The 18,560-nt window shown below is 40.0% G+C and carries 15 protein-coding genes and 1 pseudogene; 7 read left to right on the top strand and 9 right to left on the bottom strand.

Annotation, left to right across the window (positions count from 1 at the left end; translation table 11 throughout):
* Nucleotides 1-219 precede the first annotated feature (219 nt).
* The 5 genes from ACGHEH_RS11710 to ACGHEH_RS11730 all read left to right on the top strand — a co-directional run bounded on the left by ACGHEH_RS11710 (nucleotide 220) and on the right by ACGHEH_RS11730 (nucleotide 7,289).
* Nucleotides 220-1,086, top strand: a complete 867-nt coding sequence (locus ACGHEH_RS11710) for an ABC transporter ATP-binding protein (RefSeq protein ID WP_390445501.1) — start codon at nucleotides 220-222, stop codon at nucleotides 1,084-1,086.
* A complete protein-coding gene (locus tag ACGHEH_RS11715; protein WP_390445504.1) occupies nucleotides 1,073-3,448 on the top strand; it encodes a hypothetical protein in 2,376 nt (791 codons plus the stop codon). The genes ACGHEH_RS11710 and ACGHEH_RS11715 overlap by 14 nt, the downstream gene beginning before the upstream one ends.
* Before the next feature lie 159 nt (nucleotides 3,449-3,607).
* Nucleotides 3,608-4,249, top strand: coding sequence for a hypothetical protein (locus ACGHEH_RS11720; RefSeq protein WP_390445507.1), 642 nt, complete (start codon nucleotides 3,608-3,610; stop codon nucleotides 4,247-4,249).
* Between the two features lie 123 nt (nucleotides 4,250-4,372).
* The gene (locus ACGHEH_RS11725; protein ID WP_390445509.1) at nucleotides 4,373-6,559 is read left to right on the top strand and encodes an OsmC domain/YcaO domain-containing protein; all 2,187 of its coding nucleotides are present in this window, start codon (nucleotides 4,373-4,375) and stop codon (nucleotides 6,557-6,559) included.
* Nucleotides 6,560-6,935: 376 nt separating this feature from the next.
* Nucleotides 6,936-7,289 (top strand): hypothetical protein, encoded by a 354-nt coding sequence (locus ACGHEH_RS11730; protein ID WP_390445512.1) that lies wholly within the window; start codon nucleotides 6,936-6,938, stop codon nucleotides 7,287-7,289.
* A 29-nt stretch (nucleotides 7,290-7,318) separates the two neighbouring features.
* On the opposite strand, the gene ACGHEH_RS11735 is transcribed toward ACGHEH_RS11730, so the two are convergent.
* The 9 genes from ACGHEH_RS11735 to ACGHEH_RS11775 all read right to left on the bottom strand — a co-directional run bounded on the left by ACGHEH_RS11735 (nucleotide 7,319) and on the right by ACGHEH_RS11775 (nucleotide 17,563).
* Nucleotides 7,319-8,278, bottom strand: coding sequence for an ABC transporter substrate-binding protein (locus tag ACGHEH_RS11735; RefSeq protein WP_390445514.1), 960 nt, complete (start codon nucleotides 8,276-8,278; stop codon nucleotides 7,319-7,321).
* A gap of 148 nt (nucleotides 8,279-8,426) precedes the next feature.
* Entirely contained in the window at nucleotides 8,427-9,482 is a 1,056-nt protein-coding gene (locus ACGHEH_RS11740) for a lipocalin-like domain-containing protein (RefSeq protein WP_390445517.1), read from the bottom strand.
* A gap of 2 nt (nucleotides 9,483-9,484) precedes the next feature.
* The gene (locus tag ACGHEH_RS11745; RefSeq protein ID WP_390445519.1) at nucleotides 9,485-11,875 is read right to left on the bottom strand and encodes an FtsX-like permease family protein; all 2,391 of its coding nucleotides are present in this window, start codon (nucleotides 11,873-11,875) and stop codon (nucleotides 9,485-9,487) included.
* Between the two features lie 3 nt (nucleotides 11,876-11,878).
* Nucleotides 11,879-12,535: an ABC transporter ATP-binding protein gene (locus ACGHEH_RS11750; protein ID WP_390445522.1), complete on the bottom strand. Its 657-nt coding sequence runs from the start codon at nucleotides 12,533-12,535 to the stop codon at nucleotides 11,879-11,881.
* Nucleotides 12,536-12,647: 112 nt separating this feature from the next.
* Nucleotides 12,648-12,998, bottom strand: a complete 351-nt coding sequence (locus ACGHEH_RS11755) for a lactoylglutathione lyase (protein WP_138568184.1) — start codon at nucleotides 12,996-12,998, stop codon at nucleotides 12,648-12,650.
* 138 nt (nucleotides 12,999-13,136) lie between these two features.
* Complete coding sequence (locus ACGHEH_RS11760) at nucleotides 13,137-13,976, bottom strand: pirin family protein (RefSeq protein ID WP_390445525.1); 840 nt, start codon at nucleotides 13,974-13,976, stop codon at nucleotides 13,137-13,139.
* 141 nt (nucleotides 13,977-14,117) lie between these two features.
* The gene (locus tag ACGHEH_RS11765; RefSeq protein ID WP_390445528.1) at nucleotides 14,118-14,993 is read right to left on the bottom strand and encodes a hypothetical protein; all 876 of its coding nucleotides are present in this window, start codon (nucleotides 14,991-14,993) and stop codon (nucleotides 14,118-14,120) included.
* A complete protein-coding gene (locus ACGHEH_RS11770; RefSeq protein ID WP_390445530.1) occupies nucleotides 14,993-15,682 on the bottom strand; it encodes a hypothetical protein in 690 nt (229 codons plus the stop codon). The genes ACGHEH_RS11765 and ACGHEH_RS11770 overlap by 1 nt, the downstream gene beginning before the upstream one ends.
* 114 nt (nucleotides 15,683-15,796) lie before the next feature.
* Nucleotides 15,797-17,563: an ABC transporter transmembrane domain-containing protein gene (locus ACGHEH_RS11775; protein ID WP_390445533.1), complete on the bottom strand. Its 1,767-nt coding sequence runs from the start codon at nucleotides 17,561-17,563 to the stop codon at nucleotides 15,797-15,799.
* Nucleotides 17,564-17,760: 197 nt separating this feature from the next.
* On the opposite strand from ACGHEH_RS11775, the gene ACGHEH_RS11780 reads away from it, so the two are divergent.
* Both ACGHEH_RS11780 and ACGHEH_RS11785 read left to right on the top strand, forming a co-directional pair.
* Complete coding sequence (locus ACGHEH_RS11780; RefSeq protein WP_390445536.1) at nucleotides 17,761-17,904, top strand: hypothetical protein; 144 nt, start codon at nucleotides 17,761-17,763, stop codon at nucleotides 17,902-17,904.
* Nucleotides 17,905-17,916: 12 nt separating this feature from the next.
* Nucleotides 17,917-18,537, top strand: a pseudogene (locus ACGHEH_RS11785) (putative porin); the annotation flags it as partial.
* Between the last annotated feature and the right edge of the window lie 23 nt (nucleotides 18,538-18,560).

Raw genomic sequence — 18,560 nt, forward strand, 5'->3', positions numbered from 1 at the left:
AAAGTTTACTGCGAAAAGTAGATAAGGCCACTATATCTTAAACACACAATATAAGGCGACCTAGAGCGCTTTTGAAGTGACGAAAGTGCATTTTTAAATGATGAAAAGCCATTTTTGTGCTTTATCATTTAAACAAAGCAAGACGTCATCAAGTAATAGTCAGTAATCAATTTACTCAATAGCATAAAACCACTGAACAAAGTTGAACAGAGGTGATACATGCTAGTTTTAACTGACATAAATAAGCAATATCCTGACGGCACACATGCCCTAAAGCAGATTAATCTAGAATTACACAAAGGTATGGTTGGCTTACTAGGACCAAATGGCGCCGGCAAATCAACCCTGATGCGAACGCTTGCCTGTTTACAAGCGCCAGATCAAGGCGACTATGCGTTTTTAGGCAAATCATGTTTGCAAGACCCTTCTATGCTACGCAAACAATTAGGCTACGTACCTCAGCATTTTGGTGTGTATCCCAATATGTCTTGCGAAGCATTATTAACCCATATTGCGGTGTTAAAAGGGTTATCGACCCAGCAATACAAAAAGCAAATTCCAGAATTATTAGCGCTGACAAATTTAACTTCAGTTGCTAAACGCCACGTTTCGACTTTTTCTGGGGGGATGAAACAGCGCTTTGGCATTGCTCAAGCTTTACTCGGTGAACCCAAATTACTGATCATGGATGAACCAACGTCAGGACTCGACCCCGCAGAGCGTGAGCGTTTACATGATGTTTTAGTTGAAATAAGCGCTGATAAATTAATCATTCTCTCTACCCACATAGTTGAAGACATTGAAAACCTTTGCCATCAAGTTGCTATGTTGATAGAAGGCCAAATCATCGACAGCGATGACGTAGAAACCTTAATTGCGCCACTAAATAACAAAATATGGTTGAGTGACACGCTTCCTGAGAGCCATGCTCAGGTTTTAAGTAAAAGCTATAAATATGGCAAGCCATCGTGGCGAATTTATAGTGAGCAACAGCCTACTGCGAATGCACGCCCTCAACTTGCAAAATTAGAAGACCGTTATTTTTTAGAGCTTCATAAAAAGGAGGCGCGTCATGCTAATAAATAATGAGTTGAAATACGCATATCGACAACCAATTGTATGGGTGGCGAGTATCGCTGTGTGTTTATTTAGCACTCTAATAGGTTTAGGTTGTTTGCATGAACAAAGCACGGTTAATGAGCTCTACCAAGTGTATGCGCTTTTGCAAATGTTGATAATGCCAGCGGCTTTTGCCGTAATTGCAGCCACTTTACTATTTAGAGACAGTACGTCGAACATGATGGCGCTTATCGATGTAACCCCTGTGTCTTTTCGGGTGCGATGGCGTACCAGAGTGTTTGTATCGACCGCTATTTTAAGTTTTCCCATGTTGTTCGGCTTTGTAGTCGTCTGTGGTGTATTTGCAAGTCAAACAACTTGGTTGATGGGTTTGCAAAGCTTCTTTTTGATCAGTCTATTTGGCATTGTTCAAAGTAGTTTTTTGCTGATATTAATCGCCTTTTATTTGGTTAAACGGTCATGTACGCCGTTTACCTTGTATGCCATCAGTGCTGCCGTAGGCATTGTTTACATAGTCATTGGCGGTATTTTAGGGTTTCAGTTTTTATCGGGCAGCGCGATAGTGAGTGAGGTGTTTTACACGTTCATGCTCTGGGCAGACCCGTTTGGTATAACGCCTTTGTTAGATATCAATGTTAGTGATCAAGCTTCAAATGTGCCCTTTATAGTTAATAGAATCGTTTATTTTATAGTGGGCGTGCTTGTGTTTTTGGCTTTGTCTAAAGTCAGTATTAATTTAAATGTTGAGCACAATAATAAAAAGGCGGTTAAGCCTGCGCAGGAAAAAACCAGACGCCATGTTTATATGCGTCTACCCGATCTGCCTGTTGTTCATCTGCTTTTCTTAAACTTTAAAGTGTTGTTGAGCTCAAAGCTTACCCCTGTCATTTTGGTCATTTGGGCCAGTATTGTTCTTAATGAGGCACTTTCAACGTTGCTTTCAGCTCAAGCTTATAATCTCAATAACAGCATAACGGCACTCAATGCCGTCTCCTGGGATGTATATTTGCTTTTTACTTCGGTGTGTTTGGCGCTCTGGAGCGGGCTAGTTTGTTGGCATACCCAGCGTAACCAGTTTGCAGATGTATTGTCTTCGACACCAATCAGTAACTGGCAAAAAATCATGGTAGATATGATTACATTGTTAATTTGCTTGCTGGTTTTAACTGTGTTTATGGGGGTTGCGAGCCTAATGGCTGAGCTCATAGCGGGTAGTGATATTTCGCTGTCGCACTATGTACAGCAAATAATATTTAGTCTAGTACCGCAAGCGCTATTGGCCGTGATATTTGTATGTATTCATCATCTTGCTAAATCTGTGATTAAAGCAGGGCTGTGTATATTTGCATTGCTAATTATTAAGTTCACACCCATTACCTCGGCGTTGGGAATAACACACTTACTCTGGAATATTGCGGGTTCGCCATTGCAACCTGCCTCTCAAACAAAGCTGTTTTTAGAAAGTGAACAGGTATTTTTACCATTTATGCTGTTTTGGAGTGTAGTCGCTGCAACGCTTTGTGTATTTGCTGTAAAGCTGTCACATAGAGGGACAGGGTATGTGATGAATAAAAAACCTTGGACCATGCCAGCTGTTGCGATGGTGTTACTAACGCTCGGAGCCGGTGGCTTTATGCATGTTCAAATCACCAAAGAAAAGCCTTTGACCTATCAAAAGCAAAGAATGCAGTGGCAAGCGGACTACGAGCAAGCTTTCAGGTATTTTGCCGACTTACCTCAACCAACAATGACAGAGTTAGAGACTAAAATCGGGTTTTATCCAGAGCAAGGCAAAGCATACTTTGATGTTCAATACACGTTAGAAAATAACAGTGAATATCCAATCAGTCAGTTTTTAGTTAGTCGAGATGGCAATCATAAAAACTGGAGTTTGGCTCTGATAAATAGAGAAGGGGAAATAAAGCCACCTAAACTCAATCAGTATGAAATTAGATTAGCTAAACCATTAGAGGTAGGGCAGTCGCTTAACCTGAAAGTGAGCTTTATGCTCAAGCAAGTAATGTTTTGGCCAAGTTCAGAGCACTTGATAATTAAACCTAAGTGGTCACAAATCGCGGCGCAATCAATTTTACCTATGGTGGGTTATCAACCAGAGTTTGAAATTCAAGATCCTTTAGAAAGAGCAAACAAAGGGTTAATTGCAGAGCCATCTCAAACGGGAGAGCCTGTTAAAGCTATGCTAAGAACAACACTTTCGACCCAATTGAAGCATGAAAGCCAAGCACCAGGCGTATTGTCAAAACAGTGGCAAGAAGATAACAGAATGTTTTATCAGTTCTCAACAAATCAACCTATTGAGCTAGATGTTGTTTGGCAGTCTGAGCCCAGAATAATTTTGCATGAATGATCTATTACCTTCCATAAGTTAATAAAAAATAAAGTTAAATTTATTTTAACTCTCGATTAGGAAAATAATAGAAGATTGATAAGAAGAATAAGTCGCTACGCTTTATAGTGAAAACCATGCAATGACAAAAAGCCTAGTTAAGCAGGTGAGGAGAATACAATGAAGCGCAGAGAATTTATTAAAAGTGCAGCCTTAGGCTCGATGGGCGGTTTACTTATAAGCCAAACGTTAGGTGCACAGGCTGGTGGTAAAATGTTAACCCCTAGGGAAGTCGAAGGGCCGTTTTACCCCATAACTCCGCAAAAAGACAAGGATGCAGATTTAACCGAAGTCGAAGGTAAAATAGGGCGTGCCAAAGGCACTATTATAGATATCTTTGGACAAGTGTTTGATCAAGATGGTAATGCCATTGAAGATGTCACAATAGATCTATGGCAGGCTAATAGTTATGGTAAGTATCATCACCCTCACGATAACAGTGAAGCGCCAATCGACCCGCATTTCCAAGGGTGGGCGATCTTGCAAAGTGGCAAACAAGGGCGCTTTAAATTTAAAACAGTAATGCCGGGTGCATATCCGTTAAATGCACCTCAGCAGCGTACACCTCATATTCATATAAAAATCAGTAAGTACGGTTATGAGTCTTTACTGACGCAGCTATATTTTCCCGATCAGCCTTTAAACGACAAAGATGGCTTGTTTAAACGTAAATCTAAGCAAGAGCAGAAAATGATGACGGCTAAAAAAACCAGTAAATCGAACGAGTATCGCTACGATATTTTTCTGCAAAAGGCATTTTAGTCTGACGTTGGGGTTTTTTTATAATTAACCCAAGACAGTTGAGCAGAAAAAGCGGATAATTAGCGGTATTTTTAGAAAAGCGCTTACAAAGCATAGTAAGCGCGCGACCGTGGAAACCGCTCTATGGAAATCAAAGTTAATTTTCTTGATAATCTTCGAATTGAAGCGAAATTCGATGATTTCTCAATTATTGCCGATCAACCAATTCGTTATAAAGGTGATGGCTCAGCACCAAGCCCATTCGATTACTTCTTAGCTTCATCAGCAATGTGTGCGGCTTACTTTATTAAGGTGTATTGTAACGCACGTGATATTCCGACCGATGGCATTCGTGTCGCGCAAAACAACATTGTTGATCCTGAAAATCGCTATAACCAGATTTTTAAAATTCAGGTAGAGATCCCTGAGCATATCTCTGAGAGAGATCGCGAAGGTATGCTGCGCGCGGTTGACCGCTGTACAGTGAAAAAGGTGATCCAAACTGGCCCTGATTTCCAACTTGAAACCGTTGAAAACCTAGACGCTGACGCGCAAGCGATGTTGATGACAACGCCAGAAGGCGGCACAGAGACATATATTTTAGGTAAAGACCTTCCGCTTGAGCAGACCATTGCCAATATGACATCGGTAATGGAAGACTTAGGCATGAAGATCGAAATTTCTTCATGGCGCAACATCGTACCGAATGTTTGGTCATTGCATATCCGTGATGCGGCTTCTGAAATGTGCTTTACCAATGGTAAAGGTGCAACCAAAGAGAGCGCTTTATGCTCGGCACTAGGTGAATTCATTGAGCGTTTAAGCTGTAACTTCTTCTATAACGATCAGTTCTTTGGTACTGAAATCGCCAATGCTGAGTTCGTGCATTATCCAAATGAAAAATGGTTCAAGCCAAACGAAGAAGATGAATTACCAACAGAGATCTTAGACGAATATACGCGCGAGATTTACGACCCTGAAGGTGAGTTATGTGGTTCGCACCTAATCGATACTAACTCAGGTAATATTGAACGTGGTATTTGTTCAATTCCTTACACACGTCACTCAGACGGTGAAACGGTTTACTTCCCAACCAACTTAATCGAAAACTTATTCTTAAGTAATGGTATGAGTGCGGGTAACAACCTAGCTGAAGCGAAAGTTCAGTGTTTATCTGAAATTTTTGAACGTGCGGTTAAACGTCAGATCATCGAGCAAGAAATTGTATTACCAGATGTACCACAAGCCGTATTAGATAAGTTCCCAGGTATTGTTGAAGGTATTCAAGGTCTTGAAGAACAGGGATTCCCGGTTGTTGTAAAAGACGCGTCACTTGGCGGTCAATTCCCTGTTATGTGTGTGACCCTAATGAACCCGAAAACGGGTGGCGTATTTGCGTCATTCGGTGCTCACCCAAGCTTTGAAGTTGCTCTTGAGCGTAGTTTAACTGAGCTACTGCAAGGTCGTAGTTTTGAAGGTTTAAACGACGTACCTAAGCCAACATTTAACAGCATGGCAGTGCAAGAACCGGAGAACTTTGTTGAACACTTTATTGATTCAACAGGTAAAATTTCTTGGCGTTTCTTTAGTGCGAAGCACGATTATGAGTTTGTTGAGTGGGACTTTTCAGGCACAACTGAAGAAGAGTCAGACAAGTTATTTGGTATTTTAGAGTCGATAGGTAAGGAAGCTTATATTGCTGAATTTACACACATTGGCAACGCCTGTCGTATTCTTGTACCAGACTACTCAGAAGTGTATCCGGTTGAAGATTTAATTTGGGATAACACCAATAAAGCCCTGCAATATCGTGAAGACATCTTAAACCTTCACCGTTTAAGTGAAGATGAATTGGCTGATTTAGTTGAGCGTTTAGAAGAGTCAGAACTAGACAACTACATTGACATCATCACATTAATTGGTATTGAGTTTGACGAAAACACAGTCTGGGGTCAGCTGACAATTCTTGAGCTTAAGCTGTTAATTTATTTAGCATTAGGTGATTTAGAAGCAACCAAAGAGCTGGTTGAATCCTTCTTACAATACAACGACAATACCATTGTTGAGCGTGGCTTATTCTACCAAGCGATGGATGCAACCTTAGAAGTAGCACTTGATGAAGAGCTTGAAATTGAAGATTACATTCACAGTTTCACACGTATGTTTGGTCAAGAAGTGATGGATGCTGTTGTCGGCTCAATTAATGGCGATGTTACTTTCTATGGTTTAACTGAAACTAGCATGAGCCTTGAAGGTCTTGATAAGCATTTACGCTTAATTGAAAGCTATAAAAAGCTACATGCGGCACGAGCACGTTTAGCAAAAGACTAAATTTAGTTTCGAGAAAAATATTGAAAGGCGCTTATTGATATAAGCGCCTTTTTTGTATTCGATTTAATCTAGAGTATGTCGCTAGACATAACCGCTTACATTTAATGGTAAAATTGACATCAATGAGTGCAAATAAAGTAATACACTGTGAGCTCACTCAGGTTAGTAAAGCCAACTGCTTATAGTGCTATTAGAATGAGTTGTTTCAATAGGTTAAGGCTTATCTCCCATCCAAGCTTGAGCTACTTATGCCCCATTTCTGGGGCTTTTTTTATTTTAATCATTGTTGCATCTTGTGAAATTTCTTATCATTGCAAAGAATTTATTTTTGGTGCGAGGTTGAGACGTGCTGCTCCGTAATAAAACCCTCTTATTCATGTCTTCCATCACCGCTATTGCGGCTATTTTAAGCTTAGGCGCAAACAGCTATATGTATATGACTAGTTTAAAGTTTGCGCCATTTTCAGCCTTACTTTGCGTGATGGGTGTGTTTGCCAGCTATAGTTTATTTAAAGCTAAAGTATTTGGCCGCCACTTGGTTTTACTATTTTGGCTTTGCCAAATATTGGTCGTAGGAATAAAAGGTCAGAAGTTTGGCTTTTTATTTGCCTTGGCAATGAGCTTTCATTTTAATATCACACCACAAGTTTATGTGGTGGTTAATGTTCTAGGTGTGATTTTGGCAAGTATCTGCATTTTTCAAATTAAAAAAGAAGGACAAGTTAACTAAATTATCTATCTGAAAAAGGTTGATATTAACTATCGGCATTCTTTACTTATCCAATTTGACCATAGAGATTGGTTTTCACTTAGCCAACGCTTAGCTGCATTTTCTATTGTTAGCCCTTTAATCATGACTAAAGCAGCTATTTCCTCAAATTGCGCGTTGTTTAAATTTACATTTTTTAAAATATTCAGAGCGCATGGGTTACGAGCGGCTAAACTTCGAGACGTTACTTTTTTAAGCCAAGCTGATTTGGGGTTACCACAGTCGTAAAGAAAGGCTTTATTTATACCCCACTCAGGCACTGTCTCGCACTCAGTATCATAATCAGGAAACTCAATAAATTCTCCTTGATACTGAGTATTGACCCAATTGGGCGTCCAATTAAACACCAAAATAGGTTTCTTTAGTGCATAAGCCTCTGTTAATTTATCCCATAGTTCATCTGCAGAATTTAGGCTGATCAATTTAAAATTTAGTTTCAATGCTCTGATCCTTGCTCTATCAGGCTTCTCCCATGGCCCAGCGTAGTAAATACCGCGGTTTGAGTTTTCATCTGAAAATAAAGCCGCGCATTCGTTTAATGCTGTCCAGTTTGGTAGGTTAGGGCACTGTGTTTTAACATAGCTAGGAAACCACCATTCTTCGCGGGTCGTAGCGTTATAGCGCCCCGCATCAATAATGCTATTTTCATTTTTTAATTGATAAAATTTATCTGCCATACTGCCTTCCCATACTTCTACTTGTATGTCGGCCTTATTATATTTAAGTGCATACCATTGACCTTCAGTCGGTAATTCTACATAACTGACATTAAAGCCGAGTTGTTGGTAGATATTGCCAACGATATGAGAAATGACTTTTTGCGACGCCCAGTTATTGGTAATTATTCGAATGGGTTGATGTTCTTTTTGTGTTGGGCTCGTTGAGCTTTGGGCGCTTAAACTATATACAAAAAGAGCAAGCATCCAAGGTGTGAGGTTGATTCTTAGCATTGAATGGCAGTCCCTAGATACGCTTATTAGTGTCAAAGCTAGCGATTATTGTTTTATATAGCATAGCAGTGAACAGAAAAAGTTCAGGGTTATCGTGAAGGTGTAAAGGTTTTTATTCTAAAAATCGGCTTAATGAAGCCGCTAAATTTTAATAACCAAATAACTCTGCATACCCAATGCCTTTAAAACCACCATTGGCTTTGACTCTGCCTTCCCAATATTGAATGGAGAGCTTATTTACAGAATCTTTAGTGATGGTTTCAATCACGATAGGCTCAATATCCGGCAAAGTAACACGCCATTTGCTCGGGTAGTATTTGTTATCAATACTTATGTGCTTAAGTTTTTCTAGCAGAATATCTTGTTTGAGAATTTGCTGTGTTTGGCCTTTCTCATCAATATGTGTACCGCTACAGTAATCATAGTTTTGCTGCGCATCACGAATGCAGAATAACATCAGGCCTGTTTTTTTTCTTTTATCAGAGCCACTCACTAGGCTAAACCAATCCCAACCCATTTGATTTTTGTCGATTAAGCTTGCTGACCATTCTCGGTCGTACCATGCATTACCTGTGACTTTATACTCTTTTCCTTCAAAGGTGAGGGTGCCAGCGGTTTCTAGAAACGGGTAGCTAAAATAGTAAGAGGCATGACCGCTTTGTGTTTTTTGGCTGTAGCCATTGTCACCATGTAGCGTAAGTGGGCTGTTAGTTAGCGAAACATCAATGGCATAGTCGCCTTGTTTGGCTTTCATTTGCAGGGGTAAAAAGTCGCGAGCTTGACTTTTAAGTGACCAATCATCTAAATAAGCATTAAAGGGTTGTGCTGTTATTTGAGCTTGACCTGCACGAGCATAGCGCTCAAAAGCAACATGTTTTTGTTCATGTTGTAGGGCGAAGTGCGCAAAGTAGAGCTGGTCGTCCCACCAGGTTGATTCGAATGGCAGTGGTACTTGGGTTCTAAATAGCGTCCACTGCGCACCAAAGGTTTCACCTGTTTCAGCAGTCAAAGTGGCTGTGATGTACCACCACTCAATGCCTTGCGCTAAATGTGCGCCATGATCTTCTGGAAACTTCACACCACGTTTGGCATCGACAGGCTCGCCGCGCATGGTATGTAAAAGCTGTTTTTCTTGCGGTTGTGGCGCTTTTTCGCACCCCAGCAGTGTAAATAGAATGAATAATAAGACATAAACGAATTTCACAATTAGCGATCCTTACGATGTAAGCTGGCGGTGAGCTTTTTCACTGGTAGATAAGCGCATATCACAGCAGATAAAAGCAAGAATAAACAGGTGCTGAGCAGAGCAGGTATATCTAGATAGAAATGTATGGTCCAACCAAAGGCAATGGGCATAACGTATTTCAGCAGTGCTAAACCTAAAGCCAACCCTAGCGGAATGGCAAATAGACATGTAAAACCGACTAAAGCAATGGTTTGTATGAGTTTTAGCTTATGTAATTGAGTGGGGTCGACTCCTAGGCTATTCAGCACAGCCAGTTGTTTTGCGTGCTGGGCACTGAGACTTAATAAGCTAATACATAAACTGATCAGTGCGATGGCGAGAATAAAACCATTGAGTACTTCCGTGACTTTAAAGGTGTCGTTAAACAGTTTATTCGCGATTTCTTTAAAGCGTTTATTTTCTGAAATAGCGGCGCTATCTATGCCATAGTTATTAATTAGTTTTTCAGTAATTTGAGAAGTTGATACTTGTTCGTTCAATGTCAGAGATAGGCCATACACTTGCCAATGTAATGAGCTTTGTTTGATATTGTCTTCAAGAGTAATGAGTCCTAATGCGGTATTTCCATAGTCATAAGCAAAGGCTGAAATACGACATAAGAAACTGTGCTGGTTTTGCCTGAACAATACAGTATCACCAAGTTTAATACCGTGTTTTATAAGTGCTTGTTCATTGGCTATGCAGCCATTATTAGTAAAGTGTGTAGCACTGACAGACTTGCCTGTAGTTAAGTTGATATGTGAGAAAGCGTCAGCGCTATTACCAAAGCTGGCAAGTTTTGCAGGCATAGCGTCGATGTAACCGTTAGATGCCATGTAAATGCCAACACGTTGAATATCAACATCATTACTTAGGTTCGCTCTCAGTTTTGGTTGGTATTTATCAACATGAATATACATGTCGGCACTGAGTTGCTTTTCAAGGTGTGCATTGAGGGTGTTACTGAAACTTTTCACCATAATTTGCATACCAATAGCACTACCTAGAGCAACTAAAATAGCCACAATGGCAATACGTAATTCAGTTAATTGAGATTTACTGTCGGCGTAAAGCCATTGCCAAAGAGGTTGCTTAAATGGGTTTTTGAAACTCAGTAAGCCTTGTAAGCAGTTCGGTGTGAGCAGCACAAACAAGGTTAAGATGAAAAAACACAATAACAGTGCTTCAAATTCAGTGCTGGAATTTAAATACAAGTAACTCAGTGCGGCAAGAATACCAAGTAGCGATAGACCGAAAAGCATATTGCTTTGGTTTTTCAGCATGTTTTTTTGAGTTACAACCATGAGTGCCAATGTCGCTAAGTTGACAATAAATCCCAGTGCTAAAGTTTGCCACTGCCAGCCGATGGTGAGCGCTTTATCTAACTGATATAAGCCCATTAAAGTGCGGTTTATATCGATCACCAGTGCATTGGCAATTAAAAAGCCAGCCACGCTGCCAAGTAATGCGGTGATAAAACTCATTAGAGTAAACTCTATGACAATGGCCGTCGTAATCGCCTGTTTTGAGCACCCCAACAGGTTAAATTGAGTGAGCAGTTTTTTGCGCCCAGCAATAGAAAGCTTAATGGCGTTGAAGCTTAAAAACGCAGCGACAATATAGCCAAGTAGCGCCAGTGCTGCGAGGTTAAAAAAGAAAGCTTCAGAGAGCGCATCAAAGTCTTGCTCTTGTGAGGCAACTAATCTGGCTTCATGGCCTAAAATGGCTTCAACCTGAGAAGCTTGCTCTGTTGTAAGGCCTGTGAATTCGATAAAACTGAGTTTACCTTGTGCGTTGAGTAACATGTCTGCATAAGCTATATCGGTGAGCGACCAAACACCTATGTCATCAACTAATATAAATTTTGGCGTATGCGGATTGTTTTGCAGCGCAAGCGTATTGTCGCCTTTATGTAGTTGATATCTTTGTGCTCGATTGCTGTCAATCATGATAGCGTCAAATGCAAGGCCTGTGTTCTCGTTCTCTCCAGTGTGTGTAGAAAATGCCGGAATAGGCTGAGTCATCCAGACCAGACTGTTTATGCCCTGAACGTAAAGGATGTTACCTGAAGCGAAAGTCAACTTTCCTCGCAATACAGGTTGTGCGTTGATGAAACCATGTTCGCGTAACTTCAACCATAACTTGCCATCGAGATAGTCTTGCCCTATGGGGGGCTTTACAATATGGCTAACCGCAGAGTCTATGAGAGCTGATGATTTACTGTGGCGATTTTTTGCTTCTTGGTTAAGTCCGGCAATGGCGGTGAGTAGGGCACTGCCTAAACTCAGCCCCACGATAAAGAGCAACAATAGCCAAGAGTGACGCCTAAAATAAGCAATGTGCGTCGTTAATATGAGTTTAATTTCAGCCATGATCTACTCGTTGAATTGCCCATTAGCGAGTACTTTCACCGTATCAAAATACTGTGTCAGTTGCTGCGAGTGAGTGACCATAACTAAATTAATTTGTCGTTCTTTACATAAGCTTGTTAGCATTTCAACCACTTGGTGTGAGCGAGCTTGATCTAAGTTGCCGGTAGGTTCATCAGCAAGTATAAGCTTAGGCTGGTTTAATAAGGCTCTGGCTATACCGACACGTTGCTGCTCACCACCAGACAGTTGGCTTGGTAATTTATTCAATTTGCCATTTAAACCAAGTTGCTCAATCAGAAGGTCAAATTCTTTGGCATTTTGATTAGGGTAGTTGAGCTGGTGCTGAAATAAGATGTTTTGTTTAACAGTCAGGCAATCGAGCAATTGGTAATGCTGGAATATAAGGCCTATTTTTCGACGATAATGGGCAAGCTTTTTGTCATTATATGCAGATATAACCTCGCCATTAATACTGATTTGGCCACTATCGGGTTTGAGCAACCCAGCGAGTAGGTGTAATAGGGTGGTTTTTCCTGAACCACTGTCGCCAAGCAAAGCTACTTGCTCTTGTGCACTGACTTCAAAACTAAAGCCATCAAATAGGGTTTGAACTTGGTCGCCATCAGCGCGAGAAAAGCATAGATCGGTTACGCTTATCACTGTAATTCCTTGTTGCTCAGTGGTTTTACTTAGTTTACAAAATGCTCATAGGTAAAATAAAGCAAAACTTGCAACAAGGTGTGTCAGATATTTAGCCAGTTTATGAAATGGTTTAACGCAAATTAAACTCTGTCACATGCCACAATTCTCCAGAAGGTCCCCATAAATAAACAACTTTGCCCCACGGCTCAGTTTTAATTTGGGTGAATTTGATATCGAATCCTTGAATTGAAGAGATATGCTCATAAGCCTCATCAATGTCATGTACCGAAAGTTGCATCATTAAATTAGTTGCTAGCTCTTGGTTGTAAAAGCGGCTCAAGAAAAAGTAACAATCGCCCTTTTCATAAAGGGTTAAATCTTCTGAAGCATCACTGCCGTTAAACCCAAGAGCGGTATAAAACGCTTTCGATATTGTAAAATCTTTTGCTGGTATAAAGACGCGGATATCATCAACTCTCATTTTTCATTCCTTTTTAAGACTCATCATGTTTGGTAGTTGCAGTGAAGCATTAAATGAATGATAAACAGGATAATGACCCGAATCAAAATACTCAGGTCAGTTTTGTATGTTGGAAAAAGGGTTTAATCAAAAAAGCACTTATACAATATCGCCAAAGCGGCCCATTTGATAATCGCGAACTGCTTGATGAAGCTCTTCTTGGGTGTTCATCACAAAAGGCCCCATGTGGGCGATTTTCTCTCGAATAGGCTCGCCGACTAACACTAAAACACCTAACCCCCTTTCACCTGCTTTTAACGTTAGTGATGCGTTAGGGTCAACCTCAAACTGATAGGTTTCGACATATTCAGTGTCAGCAATAGAGCCAGAATGAATATAAACAAGTGCTTTGCTGTGTGCAGAGATGTCTAAAGTTGTTTCAGTGTTTGCTGGCAATATTACATCAGCAATTGCGCCATTACTGGCTAATTCATTAATTGAAGATGTCGCGGTTTGTTGCTCTAGTTGCCAACTTCCAGCCAGTGCTCTTAGCTCTATACCTGCGTCATTTCGTAACACGGGGACTTTTTGCTCCGTGGTATCTTGATAACGAGGCGGACGCATTTTGTCTTTTGCAGGCATATTTAACCAAATCTGAAAGCCGTGCATGCCATGTTCGGCATCAGCGAGTGGCATTTCAGAGTGTATTACGCCACGGCCAGTGCTCATCCATTGAACGTCACCTGCGCGTATGGCTTTTTTATTACCCATTTGATCTTGGTGCTCAAAGCCACCTTTACGAATATAAGTAAAGGTTTCAATGCCACGATGAGGGTGCGCAGGAAAGCCGGCCATAAAATCATTTTTGTTGTCTGATTTTAGTTCATCGATCATCAAAAAGGGGTCAAGGCTTCTACCGTCAAACCCCGCAATACGGCTAATGTTGACGCCAGCACCATCTTGGGTGGCGTGTGCTTTGTTGGTACGGATAATTTTCATGCTGTTTAATCTCTAGCTGTTTGATGAGATAAATTTAGCAAGTTTAGTTGAGGTAAATAAGTGCAGGAAATTGATAGATATGTTCAAAATATTTGAATGATTGAAAGCTACATAGAAATTATATTGTAGCTTTCAATAAACTTAACTGCAGTTTTGATTAAGGTTTGTAACTTTTGCTGATGGGTAATGAATGATCCAGTTGCGCAAGTTTTTAACAACGACGCTTTCACAGGACTTTTCTAACACTTCACCTCTCACAAACTCTTTCTTCTTTCCTTCAAGAATGTGTAATGTCTGTTGAGCTACAGGAGAAGAATATTCACCAGAAACGTCTCTTTGCACACTTTTTACTGCTGAATTAAACAGTTTTTGCAAATGCAAGGTTAAGTTTGAACTGTCAGCCAGCAATAAGTCACGCTCCTTTTCAGTTAAAGGCTTGGCGTGAACTTCAATGATGTTTTGGTACAACTTTGTTTTCTTCGCTTTTGTAGTCTTTTTTGCTTTCTTACTTTTTGGAAAATCTATCCAAGCAACAAGCTTTAAAGATAAGTTTGTCATAGTTGAGTCAGAAAAAAAGATAGGTTTGACATTAACCTGCTTTTTGTCATTTGGGTTTGGCTCGGAGCTATAAAAAGCATTATTCGCTACAATAGAGTTAAGCTGAATCGAGTTTGCTAGGTTTCGTAATGGTAAAATAGCCTCGTTTGCCTCGTCTTGCTGTGCTCTTAACTTTTCTTCTTTTAATGAAGAAGCAATTGCAGCATGTGTAAATAGTTGTGCTAAAGCTGCGGCAGGTGGACCCTGATATAACATATTCGCCCCCTCAATTGATCTGTTATGAGAGTAGTTACCACGAATATCTATAGGCAATTGTGTATCTAGATAAAATTTAAACTCAGTCGCAGAAATCAAGTTTTTTTCAGACAACAAAGTTGCCTGAACATAGTCATCTCTTTTAACAGATTTGCAGCCCGTAAGGGCTGCAAATAAGAGTAAAATAAGTATCAAGCTTTTCATTAAAGGAAAATCTTTTTGATAGACTCTTTAGTTTGTTCAAGTGCTTGATAATAAGCATTTGTTACACCCGGGAAGTTCAGAGATGGCTCGTCCCATTCACCGTCAACAACGACCTTTTTATCAATTTTCTGATATTGGATGTACTGGTTGTCATTTAAGTCAACCGAGTAAACAACGCCAGTTACATAACCTTGAGGGTCAGTTAGAGGGATATAAGCATCGTACAAGCGGTACGCACCATGCGCCCAATATTCAACTACTACTAAAACGTCGATATTTTTAGACTCTTTAAGAGGTCTGAAATCTTTCTTAGCAAAACCTAGTTCGCCCTTGAACTTTTTAAGCTTTTTGACTTCATTTTCAGAAAGCTCAATGTAACTCACATTATCTGAAGACTTTTTGTAACCTTCTAGAACGAGTTCTTTTGTTGATTCTAGATCTGCAATTGGTAGAGTTTTTAAGTGCTTATCTAAAGTAGCGTTAGCTGCTGATGCTACGCCATAACAAAGCAGACAGTAAGCACCATGAATGTTGGTTGTAGGTGCTTCTGCTTTAGCAAAATAGATACCGATTTTTTTTTCTGCATTTAGAACTTCAGGTTTTAAAGAAACCGTTGGTTGAGGGGTAGAGCCACATGCTGCTAAACCAAGAGTGATTAAAGCCGCGAAGATTATTTTAATTGTACGCATAATACATCCTTAAATTATAGTCGCGGCTATAGTATGAAAAGTTAGTTAACGATGCAATTACAAATGTATTTATTTGTAAAGAAATGTTAAGTCACTATTTTATATTGAAAAACTTTAACACTTGTCAAATTGCAATTCACATAACCTCTGATAGAGCGTACATTCTTTAAGTAGGGCTTTATGCGGTCCTTTTGCAATAATCTTGCCTTTATCCATCACCACTATGGTATCGGCATGCATTACAGTAGCAAGGCGGTGCGCAATAATTAGCGTCGTTCTATCTTGCATTAGCTCATTTAAAGCAGCTTGAACATGAAATTCACTTTCTGCATCAAGGGCGCTGGTGGCTTCATCAAGCAATAAAATTGATGGGTCTTTTAAAATAGCTCGAGCAATCGCGATCCGTTGTTTTTGTCCTCCTGATAAGCGAACGCCTTGCTCGCCTAAAAAGCTGCCATAGCCTTCGGGTAAACTGGTAATAAAGTCATGTGCATGGGCACGTTTTGCGGCTTCTATTACTTGCTCATCCGTTGCGTCAGGGTTGCCGTATCGAATGTTGTGCCAGACATCGGAGCTAAATAGCACAGGGTTTTGTGGCACCATGCCCATTGTGTGTCTAAGAGAATCTAAAGTCAGAGAATCAATAGATTGATCTCCTATAAAAATACGTCCGGTTTGCGGGTCGTAAAAGCGTTGTAGTAACTCAAATAGGGTGGTTTTGCCAGCACCAGAAGGGCCAACAATGGCAATAATTTTGCCTTTTTCGACTGTCAGATTAACCTTATCAAGTGCTGCAACTTCAGGTCTTGAAGGGTAATTAAAGGTGACATTATCAAACTTTAAATGGGCGTTTTGATGCCAAGTAAGCAAGGAGGCATTAGATTTATTGGTAATGTCACTTTTGACATTTAATAAATCTAATAATCGGGTTGCAGCACCGGCTGCACGTTGAAGCTCGCCATATACTTCAGAGACAGTTGCGACGCTTGAAGCAACAATCACCGCATAAAAAACGAAGGCAGCCAGTTCACCGCCTGACATACGTCCAGCGATCACATCCATACCACCGACCCAGAGCATCACAGTAATGGCGCTAAATGTTAAACCAATGACTGCGGCAATTAAGATTGCACGCTGGGTGATACGGTGTTTAGCGACTGTGAACGCTTTTTCTACTTCTCCTGCAAATGCGGCTTTTTCTTTTGTTTCATGGGTATAGCTTTGAACTACTTTGATATTTTGAATAATTTCACCAGCATAAGTACTTATATCCGCAATAGCGCTTTGGCTGCTCTCAGAAAGCTTACGTACTTTTTTACCGAAGAAGAAAAGGGGAAGTAGGGTCAAAGGTACGCAGAGCATCACCAATAAAGTCAGCTTAAAGTTCAAAATGAATAACATGACTAAACCGCCAATCATCATTAAAGCACTGCGCAGCGCCATAGAAAATGAAGAACCTACGATGGATTGTAATAGTGTTGTGTCCGTGGTTAAGCGTGACATCAGCTCGCCACTGCGGTTTTCTTCAAAGTAACTCGGATGAAGGTGAATAATTTTATTAAACACGGCTTTACGTATGTCATTACAGACTCGTTCACCAATCCAGCTCATTAAATAAAATCGAGTAAATGTACCGCCTGCAAATAAAACAATCAGTGCAATCATGACAAAAACCGCATTGGTGAGTTGTTCTACTGAACCTGCCATAAACCCATGGTCGATGACATACTTCACCCCTTGACCTAATAAAAGGTTTAAACCAGAAGTAAATAGCAGTACTAACAAGGCTGAAAGTGCAACTAGCTTGTAAGGTTTTATAAAACCAAAAATAGGTATCAGACTCTTAAAAGCAGACTGCTGTTTTTTGTCTTTATCGCTCAAAAGAGCCTCCAAGTTTCTAGGTTAAATGAACATGTGTCAGAAGTAGCTAAAGTGTGCCTTTAATTTACTGAGCTATAAAGATAAACATCTCAAGAGAATTGAATTTTTTGTAACAAATAGTCATTTGTGATTAAGGTAGTTTCAATTAGAATGCCGCCCCATCTGATAATGTTTTCAATGGAAATTAAAGGAATACCATGAAAAAGTTTCTCTCTGATGCTGTAATTGCAGCACTTTCTTTATTTTCTTCTGTAGCTGATGAGTCTAAACAATTATTCAATCAAGTACACATTGCCCACCCCGATGAGGGGGATAACTCATATTACGTTGCAAGCCATTAATTTTTCGCGCCGCAACAACATTCAGGTGTTTGGGACGATTTTGGCTATTTAAGCACCGACACAAATATATCGTTGGCGTATCAAAAAACTGATTATGCAAGGGATTTGTCTGTTGCAGGTGAATGGTTCGCAACAAACGAGTGGTTTGTCACTGGCAGTGTTGGTGATATTGGACATGTTAGTTATAACAACTCTGTAGGCTTTGGTTACTTACTTGATAATAAGATAAAAATAAGTGCTCGTTATGATAACTGGAGACATACCAGTAATCGCACTATGGTAAAGGCTGAATATAATCATCAAATTAATGATACTGATTATTTAGGTGTTACTTTAAATGTTGAGTCGGATTTAGATACTTGGTCATTAGCAAGCCGTTATTTCAAGCATGTTTATGGAGATAGTTTTGTGAGTTTAGACATCTACCATGAAGACGATGAGTGTTATGACTATACGTCAGTGGTGGGTAATTATTACATGAATCGTAATTTATCCTTTGGGTTAGGTTCATACGACTCAGACTTAGGTATTCAAGCGAAATATTTCTTCAATGACAATTTCCATTTAGTGGGCAGCATCATTGATTTTGACGAAGGTGAAGTCTACCAACTTTCCTTCACTGCTCAGTATTAAGAAGTAAAACTTAACTTTTTAAA

This window comes from Pseudoalteromonas sp. MTN2-4, assembly GCF_042848605.1.
Lineage (GTDB): Bacteria > Pseudomonadota > Gammaproteobacteria > Enterobacterales > Alteromonadaceae > Pseudoalteromonas.